The organism is Mesorhizobium sp. P2_F5, from assembly GCF_056403715.1.
The window spans coordinates 42,768-57,462 of record NZ_JBFUEY010000010.1; the positions used below are offsets into that span (position 1 = coordinate 42,768).

The window sequence follows — 14,695 nt, forward strand, 5'->3', positions numbered from 1 at the left end:
GGAGGCCGCCATGGCGCCCCGCGTACTCGTCTCGGATAAACTCTCCACCACCGCCGTGCAGATATTCAAGGACCGCGGCATCGAGGTCGACTATCTGCCCGATCTCGGCAAGGACAAGGAAAAGCTGCTCGAAGTCATCGACCAGTATGATGGCCTTGCCATCCGCTCGGCCACCAAGGTCACGGAAAAGCTGATCAACGCCGCCACCAGGCTGAAGGTCGTGGGCCGTGCCGGCATCGGCGTCGACAATGTCGACATCCCGGCGGCGAGCCGCAAGGGCATCATCGTGATGAACACGCCCTTCGGCAATTCGATCACCACCGCCGAGCATGCGGTGGCGATGATCTTCGCGCTGGCCCGCCAGATTCCGGAGGCCAATGCCTCGACCCATGCCGGCAAATGGGAAAAGAACCGCTTCATGGGCATCGAGATCACCGGCAAGACGCTGGGCGTCATCGGCTGCGGTAACATCGGCTCGATCGTCGCCACGCGCGGCGTCGGGCTGAAGATGCATGTCATTGCCTTCGACCCGTTCCTGTCGGACAGCCGCGCCGAGGAGCTCGGCGTCGAAAAAGTAGAGCTCGACGAGCTGTTTGCCCGCGCCGACTTCATCACCTTGCATACGCCGCTGACCGACAAGACGCGCAACATTATCGACGCCGCCGCGATCGCCAAGATGAAGACTGGCGTGCGCATCATCAACTGCGCGCGCGGCGGGCTGATCGTCGAGGCCGATCTGGTCGCGGCGCTGAAGAGCGGCAAGGTGGCAGGCGCCGGCATCGACGTGTTCGAGGTCGAACCGGCGGAGAACCACGAATTGTTCGGTATGGAGAATGTCGTGGCAACGCCTCATCTCGGCGCTTCGACCACCGAAGCGCAGGAGAATGTCGCGCTGCATGTCGCAGAGCAGATGTCGGACTACCTGATCAAGGGTGCCATTTCCAACGCCATCAACATGCCGTCGATCACCGCCGAGGAAGCGCCGCGGCTGAAGCCTTTCGTCAAGCTGGCCGAAGTGCTCGGCGCCTTCGTCGGCCAGGTCACCGAGGATCCGATCAAGGAGGTCGAGATCCTGTTCGACGGCTCGACCGCGACGATGAACACACGGGCGCTGATCAGTGCGACGCTCGCCGGACTGATCCGGCCGCAGGTCTCCGACGTCAACATGGTCTCGGCGCCGATCATGGTGAAGGAGCGCGGCATCATCGTCGCCGAGGTCAAGCGCGACAAGTCGGGCGTGTTCGACGGCTACATCAAGCTTACGGTGAAGACCGAGCACATGACGCGCTCGATCGCCGGCACCTGCTTCTCCGACGGCAAGCCGCGCTTCATCCAGATCAAGGGCATCAATCTCGACGCCGAGGTCGGCCAGCACATGCTCTACACAACCAATGCCGATGCGCCCGGCATTATCGGCCTGCTCGGCACGGTGTGCGGCGAGAACGGCGTCAACATCGCCAACTTCCAGCTGGGACGTAACCGACCAGGCGGCGATGCGATTGCGCTGCTCTATCTCGATGCGCCGTTTCCGGAAAATGTGCTGGAACAGGTCAAGGCGCACAAGTCGATCGACTCGGCCAAACGGCTGCAGTTCGACGTCAACGCGATGTGATCCTGACCTTGGGATTGAGGGGCGCGGCTTTGTCCGCGCCTTTTCGTTCAGGCCGGCTGCAAGTCCGCTATTTTGCGCCCGCTATATTCGGCGAGCGAAATGCCGCCCAATACCAGGACGAGTGCCAGTGCCTGGTAGAGCTGGAATGTCTCGCCGACAATCAGCACTGAAAGCAGGGTGCCGAAGATCGGCACCAGGTTGATGAACAGGCCGGCGCGGTTGGCGCCGATCATTTCGTTGCCCTTGATGTAGAGGATCTGCGAGATGACCGAGGCGCCGATTGCGGTGTAGACGATGACCAGCCAGCCGCTGATATCGGGGGCGATAACCTTTCCGGCCGCGACCTCCCACAGGAAGAAGGGCAGCGAGGTGATGAGGGCCGCGACCGCCAGAGCCAACATCAGGCTCTGCCAGCGCATCACCGGCTTCAGCCGCAGCCCGACCGAATAACCGCTGTAGAGGATGACGGCGACGAGCATGATGGCGTCGCCGAAATTAAGCTCCAGCGTCAGCAGCCGGCGCGGGTCGCCATGGCAGGCGGTCAAGATCACACCCGCTATGGTCAGCACCACGCCGGCAATCTGCGTCCAACTCACGCGCAGGCGGAAGAAGATGAAATTGGCAACGATGATCAGGACCGGCATCGCCGCCTGTTCGATCGAGACATTGATCGCCGTCGTATAGTTGAGCGCCGTGTAGAAAATGGTGTTGAACAGGGTGAAGCCGCTGGCCCCCAGTGCAGCCAGGACGAGCCAGTGTTTGCGCACCACCGGCCAGTCCTCCTTGATCGTGCGCCAGCCGATCGGCAGCAGGATCGCAACCGCCAGCACCCAGCGCAGGAAGACCAGCGTCATCGGCGAGACATGGTCGACCGCCAGCTTGCCGGCGACAGAATTGCCGCCCCACAGCAAGGTGGTAAGCAGCAGGAACAGATAGGCGCGTCGATGCATTGGAAGATTCCGGCCGCCGGAGGTGCGGTGTTTGCCGGCCTATTGGCCCCGCCGGCCCAAGTAAATGATGTCAAAGCCGAAAATTGTTGTGCCTCAGGGCATTTTCGGCGGCAAAGAAAGGTCGCGCTTGCGAGGTCTTGACGCTATAGAGGCCTGTCGTTTCGAACCATATCCAGGCCGCCATGGCGGCATCTCAAGGGAAATGAAACATGGCCAATGTGGTGGTCGTCGGCTCGCAATGGGGCGACGAAGGCAAGGGCAAGATCGTCGACTGGTTGTCGGAGCGCGCCGACGTGGTCGTGCGCTTTCAGGGCGGCCACAATGCAGGCCATACGCTGGTCGTCGACGGCAAGGTCTACAAACTGTCGCTGCTGCCGTCGGGCGTGGTGCGGCAAGGCAAGCTGTCGATCATCGGCAATGGCGTCGTCTTCGACCCGCACGCCTTTGTCGCCGAAGTGGCAAAACTCAAGGCGCAAGGCGTCGAGGTGACGCCGGACCGCCTGAAAATAGCCGAAAACACCGCGCTTATCCTGTCGCTGCACCGGGAGCTGGACGGATTCCGCGAGGATGCCGCCTCCAATTCCGGGACGAAAATTGGCACGACCCGTCGTGGCATCGGCCCTGCCTATGAGGACAAGGTGGGCCGGCGCGCGGTCAGGGTGATGGATCTGGCGGATTTGGAAACGCTTCCCCTCAAGGTCGACAGGCTGCTGACGCATCACAATGCGCTGCGTCGCGGGCTTGGCCATGGCGAAGTCACGCATGAGGCGATCATGACCGAGCTGACCTCGGTTGCCGATGAGATCCTGCCCTATATGGACCGCGTCTGGAAAATCCTCGATGACAAGCGCCGCGCCGGCGAGCGCATCCTGTTCGAGGGCGCGCAAGGCACGCTGCTCGACATCGACCACGGCACCTATCCGTTCGTTACTTCGTCCAACACCGTCGCCGGCCAGGCCGCCGCCGGCTCGGGCGTGGGCCCGGGCGCCATCGGCTATGTCCTGGGCATCACCAAGGCCTATACGACGCGTGTCGGTGAAGGCCCGTTCCCGACCGAGCAGAAGAACGAGATCGGCGAGTTTCTTGGCACGCGCGGCCACGAATTCGGCGTCGTCACCGGGCGCAAGCGGCGCTGCGGCTGGTTCGACGCCGTGCTGGTGCGCCAGGCCGTTGCTGTCAACGGCATCAAGGGCATCGCGCTGACCAAGCTCGACGTGCTCGACGGGCTGGATGAGATCAAGGTCTGCACGGGTTATCGACTCGACGGCGAAATGATCGACTATCTGCCGGCCAGCCAGGGCGCGCAGGCGCGCGTCGAACCGGTCTACGAGACGCTCGAAGGTTGGAAAGGCACCACCGCCGGCGCGCGCAGCTGGAACGACCTTCCGGCGCAGGCCGTCAAATATGTTCGTTACATCGAGGAGCTCATCGGCGCACCCGTCGCGCTCCTTTCCACCAGCCCGGAGCGGGACGACACAATACTTGTGACCGATCCGTTTCAAGACTAGTTTCTGAAGCCTTTCCGGGGCATCGCGGCCGATTTGCGGGGGCCGGCCCGGGGGAACAAAATACAGGTCGACTGAAGCATGGCAGATTTCGTTGCTATTCTGAAAAAGGCGCTCGACAAGCACGGCGACGAGACGCCCGAAAAGCGTACGCGCATCTATGACAGCGTTCGTACCATGCTGGCGAAGAAGCTTGCGGAGTATTCGCCGCCGCTGGCCACCGAAGCCATAACCACGCAGAAGCGATCCCTGGAAGACGCTATCGCAAGTGTCGAGCGGGACTATGCCAAAGCGATGCCCGCCTCCGATCCGCTGGCGGAATTGGAACACATTTTTTCCTCCATCGACCGTAACAAGAACCAGCCCAGTCATGTAAAGCCGTCCACCACGCCTGCATCGGCACCCGCGCCGGCATGGCAGCCGGCGAAACCCGTGCAGCCGGCGCCGGTTGCCCGGACGGAGCCGAGCTGGCAGCGGCCCGCGCCGACACCGCCGCCGCCTGCGGCGCGCGCAGAAACCACGCAAGCCGCGGAGATGGACGTCGACGACGATAGCGCCGACGTGTTTGCCAATGACGAGCAGCAGGCCGCTGACACATTCCAGCGCCTGCGCCCGGCCGAGCGCAAGCGCAGCTATGGCGGGCTGATCGCAGCTGTCGTCGCGCTGCTGGTGGTCGCCGGCGGCGGCTACGGCATCTGGCTGAATAAGGATGCGTTTGGCTCGATGTTTGGTCCTGGCGACACCAAGACAGTCTCGACCGAGCCGCTGGTCAAGCCGGCGCCGGCCAAGCCCGCGGCCGATACACCCGCACCTGGTGCCGGCGAGGGAACGAAATTCACGCAGCGGCTGACGCCCGAAGGCAGTGAGACCGACCCAGGTCCGGCAGCCGGCCAAAGCGGCATTGGCGAGGGCGAATCCGTCGCCGCGCTGACTACGCCACCGCCACCGGCTCCAGCCCCTGCTGCGGCTCCGCCCCCTGCTGCGGCACCAGCGCCTGCGACCCCGCCGCCCGGCGATACCGCAGCCACGGCACCGCCCGCTACGCCGGCGCCGGACGCTTCCGCCACGCCGCCGGCAACGCCGCCCGCCGATGGCGCCGCTCCGCCGGCCAATGGGGCGGCACCGGCTGATGCCGCGGCCACTCCGCCGGCGCCCGCAACCGGCACGCCGCCCGCGGCACCGACGGCCGCAGCTCCCGAGCCGACCGTGGCAGTCGGCCAGAAGGCGATCTTCTATGAGGAACGCACCTCGACCGCGCAAGGTTCGGCCGAACCCGGCAGCATCGTCTGGTCGCTGGTGCAGGAATCGCCCGGCGGCGACCTGCCGCCGGAACCGGCGATCCGCGCCGAGGCGACCATTCCCGGCAAGGACATCCAGCTGCGCATGACCATCCGCCGCAACACCGACCAGACGCTGCCGGCCAGTCACATTATCGAGATGATCTTCCTGACTCCCGAGGGCTTTGACGGCGGTGGGGTCGACAACATCCTGCGTGTCGCCATGAAGAGCTCGGAACAGGATGCCGGCAGCCCGCTGATCGGCATCCCGGCCAAGATCGCCGACGGCTTCTTCCTGGTCGCGCTCAACGACACCAAGGCCGATGAGGACGCCAATCTGACCTTGCTGAGGGGACAGGACTGGATAGATGTGCCGGTTGTCTACAAGACCGGTCGTCGGGCGCTGCTGACCATGGAAAAGGGCATTCCTGGCGAGAAGGTATTCGACGAGGCGCTGAAGGCCTGGCAGGCGAAGACTGCGGGCTGAGGCGGGCCGCTACAGCGGCTACCATCGCTCAGAAGCCTTGAAACAGCATGTCGAGCGCGGCGACGATGTCGTCGTGATGCTTCGTCAGGTTCAGCCGGCTTTCACCCAATTCGCTTGCGGGAACAGTAGCAATCAGGTGTGTGGCCATAACCAGCTTGCGGCCGTTGATCTCGAAGATCGGATGAAGCTTTCGCATCGGCGGCGGCACCGTTGCGACCGGGAGTAGCGGGACGACTACCCGCGTCTTGAAATTGTCGAGCAGGTCGGATTGAACGTCGAGCAAATAGTTGCCTTCGCTGCGGGCAGCAAAGACATCGTAGCGGGCCATCAGAACTGCCGGTACTCTTCCAGCGGGATGCCGGCCTTGTCGATATAGTCGTTCCACGCATCCATAGTGGCGCGGTTCTCAAGCTTCCATAGTCGCGTTTTTTCAGCCGCCACCGCCTCCGCTATACCGGCCTCAGCGGCGCGCGAGACATTCACATCGAGCCCCTTGGCCTCTCTCATGAGGTTCGAATCGATCGACAGGTTTGCTGGCTGACGGATCGCATTCAAGGCAATCTTACGCATAATAGCCTCCGAGACATGCGCATAATGTATGCGCATTCCGGTACGGAGGCAATAATCGTGCGATGCCGATTGGAGGGGCCTACCCTTCCATCTCTTCCCGCAGCATTTCCAGTTCCAGCCACTCTTCCTCGAGCGCTGCCAGCGTGGCGCGTTCCTTGTCGAGGGCGGCGATGGTCTTCTGGAACGAGGCCGGGTCGCGCTCGTAATAAGCAGGATCGGCGATGTTGTTCTCCAGCCGTGAAATCGAGGCCGTCACGGCTTCGATCTTCTTGGGCAACGATTCCAGTGCGAATTTCTGCTTGAACGACAGTTTCTTCGCCGGTCCCTTTGGCGCTGCCGGTTCGCTCTTGCCGGCTGTCGGCGTCTCACCATTCTCGGCCTTCGGCCGCGCCCTGCGGTCGTCGAGCCGGGTGCCGCCGCGCTGCGCCAGCATGTCGGAATAGCCGCCGGCATATTCGATCCAGCGGCCGCCACCGTCCGGCGCGATGATGCTGGTTACGGTGCGGTCAAGGAAGTCGCGGTCGTGGCTTACCAGGATGACGGTGCCGGCAAAGCCGGCGACCAGTTCCTGCAACAGTTCCAGCGTCTCCATGTCGAGATCGTTGGTCGGCTCATCAAGCACCAGAAGGTTCGCCGGCCGTGCCAGAACGCGCGCCAAAAGCAGCCGCGCCCGTTCGCCGCCGGACAGCTCGCGCACCGGCGTGCGCGCCTGTTCCGGCTTGAACAGGAAATCCTTCATGTAAGAGACGACATGGCGCTGCTCGCCATTGATGACGAGGTTTTCGCCGCGCCCGTCGGTGAGATATTGCGCCAGCGTCTCGGCCGGGTCGACCGACTCGCGCTTCTGGTCGAGCGTGGCGATCTCCAGATTGGTGCCGAGCCGCACCGAACCGGCGTCGGGCTTCATCTCGCCGGTCAGCATCTTCAACAGCGTCGTCTTGCCGGCGCCGTTCGGCCCGACCAGGCCGACGCGATCGCCGCGCTGGATGCGGGTCGAAAACCCTTTGACCACGGTAAGGTCGTCAAAGCTCTTTTCGATGTTCTTGGCCTCGATCACCAGCTTGCCGGATTCGGCGGCGTCGCTGGCCACCATGGTGGCCGAGCCTTCGGCGCCGCGATGGCCGCGAAAACGCTGACGCATGGTCTGCAATTCGCCAAGCCGGCGCATGTTGCGCTTGCGCCGCGCGGTCACGCCATAGCGCAGCCAGTGCTCCTCGCGCACGATCTGCCGTCCGAGCTTGTGCTGCTCGCGCTCTTCCTCTTCCAGCACCAGGTCGCGCCATTCCTCGAAATGGCCAAAACCCTTGTCCAAACGGCGGGTCTGGCCGCGGTCGAGCCAGACGGTGGCGCGCGAGACGCGTTCGAGGAAGCGACGGTCGTGCGAGATGACGATCAGCGCCGACGAGGTGCGGACAAGCTCCTCTTCCAGCCATTCGATGACAGACAGATCGAGATGGTTCGTCGGCTCATCAAGCAGCAATATGTCGGGCTCGGGCGCCATGACACGGGCGAGAGCGGCACGGCGCGCCTCGCCGCCGGAGAGGTCGTTGGGGTTCTCCGTGCCAGCGAGGCCGAGATGCTCCATCAGATATGTGGCACGGTAGGGATCGTCGCCCGGCCCGAGTCCCGCCTCGACATAGGCACGCACATTGGCAAAGCCGTCCATGTCGGGCATTTGCGGGAGATAACGCACCGTCGCCGAAGGCTGGCGGAACACTTCGCCGTCCTGCGGCTCGATCAGCCCGGCGGCGATCTTGAGCAGCGTCGACTTGCCGGAGCCGTTGCGGCCGACCAGTGCGATCTTGTCGCCGGCGGATGCCGTGAGTTCGGCGCCGTCGAGCAGTGGTGTACCGCCGAAGGTCAGTTTTATCCCGTCGAGGTTGAGAAGAGGCGGGGCCATGTCAGCTTTCAGGCAAGGGATAGGGATGAGCGAGCAGCAGCGCGCGGCCATGACCGAGCGCGATTTCGAGCCGGCCCCCGGTCTTCTGTGACTTGACCTCGTTGGAGATGGTCAGCGACGAGCCGAAGGCAACCTCGACATGGTCGAGCGGCCATTTGGCGCCGGCCACGGTGAGGCCCGAAAGATCGGAGAAGCCGAGCACCGAAAACAGCGTGCCATCGGCATAGTCGAAGCTGGCCTTGCCGGGCAAAAGGGGAACGCCCTCCTGCGCGCCGCTGGTCAACAGCACTTTTGTGCCGGCCTCGGCCAGCCTCAGGCTGAGCGCCAGGTGCAGATACGCATGGTCGGCGCGCTTGCCGCCGAAAGCGCCGGCCAGCACCAGGCTGGTGGCGCCACGCTCCAACGCCGCTGCGATCGCCAGTTCGCCATCAGTCTTGTCTTTTTCGGGCGGAAATACCTGGCGCGGCACTGCGGCGAGATCGGCGGGAAGGTCCGCCGGCACGGAATCGAAGTCGCCCACCCATAGCTCCGGCATCAGGCCAAGCAGGCGGGCATGGCCGATGCCGGCGTCGGCGGCGATGACGCGCGTGCCTTCGACCTGGCGGTCGAGCCGCGGCGTGCGGACGAGATCGCCGCCAAGCAGGATGGTGAATGTGGTCATATCCGGTGGCCCTTACCAGCCCCGCCGGCGAAACGGAAGGCCGAGCCGCGCTGCTGCTAGATCAGGATGACGTTTGGTTGAATCTTCATCCTGATCTAGCTCTTTGCTGGAGCATGATCTCCGGACAAAACGGTTCCCGTTTGTCCGAGAAAACCGGTTCCCACTTTTCGGGATCATGCTCTGGCAAAGTTCCGCTTGCGTGGCACCTTGGCCGGGCCTATGTGTCGAAACGCTCTAACGGGGTGCCGGACGCGATCTTCGCGGACCGGCTGAGAGGCAGTCTCGCCAACCCGCTGAACCTGATCCGGTTTGTACCGGCGGAGGGATTAGACGCTTCGGACAGACCGGCGCCTCAATTCCTTTCAACACGAATGAAGGAGGCGCCGATGCGCATGTTTTTGTCCCGTCTTGTCCCAGCCCTGGGTCTTGCTGTTTCGCTTTTGGCAAGCCCTGCGTCCGCGCAGGACAAACTCACCATCTATACCTACGAGAGCTTCACCGCCGACTGGGGGCCAGGCCCTGCTGTGAAGAAGGAATTCGAAGCCGAATGCGGCTGCAGCGTCGACTTCGTCTCGGTCGCCGATGGCGTCGCGCTGCTCAACCGCGTCAAGCTCGAAGGTGCCTCGACCAAGGCCGATATCGTGCTTGGCCTCGACACCAACCTGACCGCCGAAGCCAAAGCCACCGGCCTGTTTGTCCCGCATGGCGCGGTGGCTGAAAACAGTGTGCCGGGCGGTTGGAGCGATGATACTTTCGTCCCCTACGACTATGGTTATTTCGCTGTCGTCTATGACACCGAAAAGCTGAAGAACCCGCCGAAGAGCCTGAAGGAATTGGTCGAGGGCGACGCCGCCGACAAGATCGTCATCCAGGATCCGCGGACGTCGACGCCTGGCCTCGGCCTGCTCCTCTGGGTCAAGTCGGTCTATGGCGACAAGGCGCCGGAAGCCTGGGCCAAGTTGAAGCCGAAGGTGCTGACGGTGACGCCGGGCTGGAGCGAGGCCTACGGCCTGTTCACCAAAGGCGAAGCGCCCATGGTGCTGTCCTACACGACGTCGCCGGCCTACCACATGGTGGCCGAGAACACTGAGCGCTATCAGGCGGCGTCCTTCGAGGAAGGCGAGTATCTGCAGATCGAGGTCACCGGCATCACCACCACGGGTGCGAAAAACCCGCTGGCGGCAAAGTTTTTGGCCTTCATGACCGGACCGAAGTTCCAGGACGTCATTCCCGAGACCAACTGGATGTTCCCGGCGGGGAAGACCGGCAAGCCGCTCAACCCGGCCTTCGACAAATTGGTCAAGCCGGCGAAGACCTTGCTGTTCAGCCCCGAAGAAGTCGCGGCCAACCGCAAGGCATGGGTGGATGAGTGGCTGACGGTGATGAGCAAGTAGCCTGTGGTAGGCTGATCGAAGATGATCGCTCTACGGCGCCCCCCTCTGTCCTGCCGGACATCTCCCCCACGAGGGGGGAGATTGGCTGTCATCGGCGATTTCGCCAATCGCCAAGGTTGCAGGAATGAGTGGGACGCGGAGATGGCTGATCTCCCCCCTCGTGGGGGAGATGTCCGGCAGGACAGAGGGGGGCGCGAAGGAACGCGACGCCCGCTAGAGATCCCTTGGGCGGTCCGGCGTGCAACGCTCTGATCCCCGCATCACCGCCGGCATCATCGCGCTTGCGGCAATCGCGCTGCTGGTTGGCGGCGCTTTCGCCGGCCTCATCCGCGAAGGCGCGCACGACCTCTCAGGCGCCGCGTCCGCCTTCGATCTCTATCTTCTGCGCGTCGTCCGCTTCACGCTTTGGCAGGCGGCGCTCTCGACGCTGCTTTCCGTCGTGCCGGCGCTGCTCGTCGCCCGCGCTTTGTCACGGCATCCGCGCTTCTTCGGTCGTGGCTTCATCCTGCAGCTGTTCACCGTGCCGCTGGCACTGCCGGCCATTGTCGCGGCGCTGGGCATACTGGCGCTCTATGGCCGCGCCGGCTATTTCGCCGCGATCGCCGGCCAAAGCTGGCCCGATATCTATGGGCTTTCGGGCATCCTCGTCGCCCATGTCTTCTTCAATCTGCCGCTGGCCACGCGGCTGTTCCTGGAGGCGCTGGGGACGGTGCCTGCCGATCAATGGCGGCTGGCAAGCCAGCTCGGCATGGGGGCGAGAGCAGCCTTCCGGCTGATCGAATGGCCGGTGCTGCGCGCATCCCTGCCGGGCGTCGCCGGACTTGTCTTCATGCTCTGCATCACCTCCTTCACCATCGTCCTCATCCTCGGCGGCGGGCCGGCCGCGACGACGCTCGAGGTAGCCATCTACCAGGCGCTGCGTTTCGACTTCGATCCGGCAAGGGCAGTCACACTGACTGTGCTGCAGATCGCGCTGACCTTTGCCGTCGTGCTGGCGCTGACGCGGCTGGGCGCCAACGTGACCGGCGACGCCAACCTGCCAGTGGCGCCGCGCCGCTATCTCTCCGCCGGAACAACTGAAACGGCGTTCAATGCCATCCTGATCGTGCTCGCCTTGCTGTTCGTCGCTGGGCCTATGGCGGCAACCGTCGCATCCGGCCTTGGCGCCGATCTCAGCCGGCTCGCCAGTGAAAGTGCTGTGCGCCAGGCGACGCTGACCAGCGCCGGTCTCGGGCTGCTGGCGGCGCTGCTTTCGGTGGCGCTGTCGCTGTCGCTGATCATGGCGCGCCGGGCGCTGGCCCTGCGCCGCCGTGGCGGCCGCTCGCTGCTCGAACATGCCACCGACAACGGCGCCGGTTTTGTCCTCGTCGTGCCGCCCATCGTCATCGGCACCGGCTGGTTCCTCTTGCTGCGCACGGTCAGCGATGTCTTTGCCATCGCGCCGGTCATGGTCGTCACCGTCAATGCGGTAATGGCGATGCCTTTTGCCATCCGCGCGATGCGTCCGGCCTATGATGCAGCGAGCGAACGCCACGAAAAGCTGTGCGCACAGCTCGGCATTTCCGGCTGGAACCGGCTGCGGCTGGTCGACTGGCCGTCGCTTCGGCGGCCGCTGGCCACCGGCTTTGCCTTCGCCATGGCGTTGTCGCTCGGCGATCTCGGCGTCATCGCGCTGTTCGGCAGCGATTCGGTGCAGACATTGCCTTATCTCCTGCTGGCGCGCATGGGCAGCTACCGCACAGCCGACGCCGCCGGACTGGCTTTGCTGCTCGGGGCGGTCTGCCTCGCCTTGGTGGTCGTCGCGGACTGGTTGGGACGTGGAGAAAGATCGTGAATTCCGCCAACAAAGGCGCGGCCGTTCGGCTGGACAAGGTCTCGTTCAGCTATGGCGAGGCGCCGTTCCTGTTCGATGTCGAATTCGCGGCGTCCAAGATCACCGCCATCATGGGGGCAAGCGGTTCGGGAAAATCGACCCTGCTCAATCTGGTGGCCGGCTTCGAGACGCCGCAATCCGGCCGCGTTCTGATCGGCGGCGCCGATGTCGGCGCTTCCGCGCCGTCGGCGCGACCAGTCTCGATGGTGTTCCAGGAAAACAATCTGTTTGCTCATCTCTCGGTCGAGAAGAATGTCGGCCTCGGCCGCTCGCCTTCGCTCAGCCTGACCGAGGCCGACCGCGCCGCAATCGCCGAGGCACTGAGCCGTGTCGGCCTTGCCGGCAAGGAAAAGCGCCTGCCGCGCGAGCTCTCCGGCGGGGAGCGGCAGCGCGTGGCGCTTGCCCGCGTGCTGGTGCGCGACCGGCCGGTGCTGTTGCTCGACGAGCCGTTCGCGTCGCTCGGACCCGCGCTGCGCGACGACATGCTCGACCTTGTGGCCGGCGTCCATGCCGAGCGGGCGATGACGGTGCTGTTCGTTACGCATCAGCCGGAAGACGCGCGACGCATCGGCGAGGACATTGTTTTTCTGGACAATGGCGGGGTTGCCGCAACGGGACTTGCCGCCGATTTTTTCGCTGGCACTGGCCCTGAAGCGTTTCGGCGCTATATCGGCGCAAGTTCGGGCGGATCACGCGATATTGCCCGGAAGCGGACATAATTTACGACCAAACCGGCTACAGGTGATGTGGCGCTTGCTTGCCATGGTCCAGCTGATGTGGCTAGGTCCGCCCAGTACTGGTCCGGCACGAGCCGTGATTTGCCCCCTACAGCGCCGCATCTATCCGGATGCGTAAAACGCTGTAGGTTTTTTGATTTGGGCAGGATTGCCACCGAAAAATTCGATTTTTCGCTGGCGCGGACCCCTGGGTCCAGGTCCTGCGCCGAGAGCTGAAGGGACGCCGTGCTGTCGACCGGCACTGACACTTTGAGACGCAGACCGCTGGTGCGCTTCCTCGCGCTGGCCGGCCTTGCCGTGGCGCTGGCCAGTTGCCAGATGTTCACGCCGCCCGAGGTACAGGAATCCGGCTTCCAGCCTTCCGACAGACCGATCACGGTCGACAATGTCGCCGCCAACAGCAAGCTCGCCGAACTGGCAAAGGCGCAGCATCCGCGCATCCTGGCCACTTATGGCGGTGAATATTCCGATCCTAAGCTTGAGCGCATGGTGGCCAAGGTCGTCGGCAGCCTGACCGTAGTGTCGGCCAATCCGACCCAGACCTATCGCATCACCATCCTCAATTCGCCCAACGTCAACGCTTTTGCCCTGCCGGGCGGCTATCTCTACGTCACCCGCGGCCTGCTGGCTCTGGCCAATGATTCGGCCGAACTCGCGGCCGTCATCGCGCATGAGATGGGCCACGTCACCGCTAACCACGGCCTGCAGCGCCAGCAGCTCGAGGCTGAGGAAGGCCTGGCGACCAAGGTGGTTTCCGATGTGCTTGGCGACAGCCCGACCGCCAAGGCGGCATTGATCCGCGGCAAGCTCAGGCTGGCGCAGTTCTCGCGCAACCAGGAGCTGGAGGCCGACGCCATTGGCATCAAGTCGATCGGCGAAGCCGGCTACGATCCCTATGCCGCCGGCCGCTTCCTGCAATCGATGTCGGCCTATACCGATTTCCGCTCGATATCAGGCGCCACCGATGCCAGCCTCGACTTCCTGGCCACACACCCCAACACGCCGCAGCGCATCGATCTGGCGCAGCGCCATGCCCGCCAGTTCGGCGCGCCGGGCGTCGGCACGCGCGACCGCGATTCCTTCCTGGCCGGCATTGACGGCCTGCTTTACGGCGACACTCCGGAAGAAGGCTATGTGCGCGGCCAGACCTTCCTGCATCCGGGGCTCGGCGTATCGTTCACCGTGCCGGACGGTTTCATCATCGACAATACGGCGGCGGCGGTGACGGCGACTGGCCCCGGCGACATGGCGGTACGGTTCGACGGCGTGTCGATCGACAAGAACCGCGCGCTGACAGACTATATCAGAAGCGGCTGGGTGGCCGGTCTCGACGAGACCAGCGTGCGCCAGGAGACGATCAACGGCAACGAGGCGGCGACCGCGCATGCCGGCGCCGATGGCTGGCAGTTCGACATTGCGGTGATCCGCGCCGGCGGCCAGGTCTACCGGCTGTTGACGGCGGCCCCCTCAGCCAGCACAACGCTCGACCCGGTGGCGCGCTCGGTCAGCGGTTCGTTCCGCATCCTGAGCCCTGCCGAAAAGGCGGCGCTGAAGCCGCTGCACATCCGCGTGGTCACCGTTCAGGCGGGCCAGACCATGGGCTCGCTGTCGGCGCAGATGGTCGGCGTCGACCGCAAGCTCGATCTGTTCAGGGTGCTCAACGCGATGTCGCCGGGCGCCTCGGTTTCGGCCGGCGACAAGGTCAAGATCGTTACGGACAAGTAGCAGC

12 protein-coding genes and 1 riboswitch are annotated in these 14,695 nt (G+C 64.2%); of the genes, 7 read left to right on the forward strand and 5 right to left on the reverse strand.

The window, feature by feature from the left end:
* The first annotated feature begins 10 nt into the window (after positions 1-10).
* Positions 11-1,612 carry a phosphoglycerate dehydrogenase gene (gene serA, locus AC1DYO_RS16350; RefSeq protein WP_112559818.1) on the forward strand — a complete coding sequence of 534 codons (1,602 nt, stop codon included), beginning with the start codon at positions 11-13 and terminating at the stop codon, positions 1,610-1,612.
* Between the two features lie 47 nt (positions 1,613-1,659).
* Here the strand turns inward: serA and AC1DYO_RS16355 are convergent, their stop codons facing one another.
* On the reverse strand, positions 1,660-2,562 hold the full coding sequence (locus AC1DYO_RS16355) for a DMT family transporter (RefSeq protein ID WP_477264886.1): 903 nt from the start codon (positions 2,560-2,562) through the stop codon (positions 1,660-1,662).
* 209 nt (positions 2,563-2,771) lie between these two features.
* On the opposite strand from AC1DYO_RS16355, the gene AC1DYO_RS16360 reads away from it, so the two are divergent.
* Together AC1DYO_RS16360 and AC1DYO_RS16365 are read left to right on the forward strand one after the other, a co-directional pair.
* Positions 2,772-4,070, forward strand: coding sequence for an adenylosuccinate synthase (locus tag AC1DYO_RS16360; RefSeq protein WP_142869266.1), 1,299 nt, complete (start codon positions 2,772-2,774; stop codon positions 4,068-4,070).
* A gap of 78 nt (positions 4,071-4,148) precedes the next feature.
* Positions 4,149-5,831 carry a hypothetical protein gene (locus AC1DYO_RS16365; protein ID WP_477264889.1) on the forward strand — a complete coding sequence of 561 codons (1,683 nt, stop codon included), beginning with the start codon at positions 4,149-4,151 and terminating at the stop codon, positions 5,829-5,831.
* A gap of 28 nt (positions 5,832-5,859) precedes the next feature.
* Here AC1DYO_RS16365 and AC1DYO_RS16370 read toward each other — a convergent pair whose 3' ends face one another.
* The 4 genes from AC1DYO_RS16370 to AC1DYO_RS16385 form a co-directional block, all read right to left on the reverse strand.
* A complete protein-coding gene (locus AC1DYO_RS16370; protein WP_477264890.1) occupies positions 5,860-6,159 on the reverse strand; it encodes a CcdB family protein in 300 nt (99 codons plus the stop codon).
* Positions 6,159-6,401: a type II toxin-antitoxin system CcdA family antitoxin gene (locus AC1DYO_RS16375; protein ID WP_181057822.1), complete on the reverse strand. Its 243-nt coding sequence runs from the start codon at positions 6,399-6,401 to the stop codon at positions 6,159-6,161. The genes AC1DYO_RS16370 and AC1DYO_RS16375 overlap by 1 nt, the downstream gene beginning before the upstream one ends.
* A 79-nt stretch (positions 6,402-6,480) precedes the next feature.
* Positions 6,481-8,301: an ABC-F family ATP-binding cassette domain-containing protein gene (locus tag AC1DYO_RS16380; RefSeq protein WP_477264893.1), complete on the reverse strand. Its 1,821-nt coding sequence runs from the start codon at positions 8,299-8,301 to the stop codon at positions 6,481-6,483.
* A 1-nt stretch (position 8,302) separates the two neighbouring features.
* Entirely contained in the window at positions 8,303-8,962 is a 660-nt protein-coding gene (locus AC1DYO_RS16385) for a thiamine diphosphokinase (RefSeq protein WP_477264895.1), read from the reverse strand.
* A gap of 228 nt (positions 8,963-9,190) precedes the next feature.
* Positions 9,191-9,305, forward strand: a riboswitch (TPP riboswitch).
* A gap of 43 nt (positions 9,306-9,348) precedes the next feature.
* Here AC1DYO_RS16385 and thiB point away from each other — a divergent pair.
* The 4 genes from thiB to AC1DYO_RS16405 all read left to right on the forward strand — a co-directional run bounded on the left by thiB (position 9,349) and on the right by AC1DYO_RS16405 (position 14,691).
* Positions 9,349-10,356: a thiamine ABC transporter substrate binding subunit gene (thiB, locus tag AC1DYO_RS16390; RefSeq protein ID WP_477264897.1), complete on the forward strand. Its 1,008-nt coding sequence runs from the start codon at positions 9,349-9,351 to the stop codon at positions 10,354-10,356.
* A gap of 238 nt (positions 10,357-10,594) precedes the next feature.
* Positions 10,595-12,190: a thiamine/thiamine pyrophosphate ABC transporter permease gene (gene thiP, locus AC1DYO_RS16395; RefSeq protein WP_477264899.1), complete on the forward strand. Its 1,596-nt coding sequence runs from the start codon at positions 10,595-10,597 to the stop codon at positions 12,188-12,190.
* Positions 12,187-12,948: a thiamine ABC transporter ATP-binding protein gene (gene thiQ / locus AC1DYO_RS16400; RefSeq protein ID WP_477264901.1), complete on the forward strand. Its 762-nt coding sequence runs from the start codon at positions 12,187-12,189 to the stop codon at positions 12,946-12,948. Before thiP ends, thiQ begins: the two co-directional genes overlap by 4 nt.
* A gap of 336 nt (positions 12,949-13,284) precedes the next feature.
* Positions 13,285-14,691, forward strand: a complete 1,407-nt coding sequence (locus AC1DYO_RS16405) for a M48 family metalloprotease (protein ID WP_477265089.1) — start codon at positions 13,285-13,287, stop codon at positions 14,689-14,691.
* Positions 14,692-14,695 lie beyond the last annotated feature (4 nt).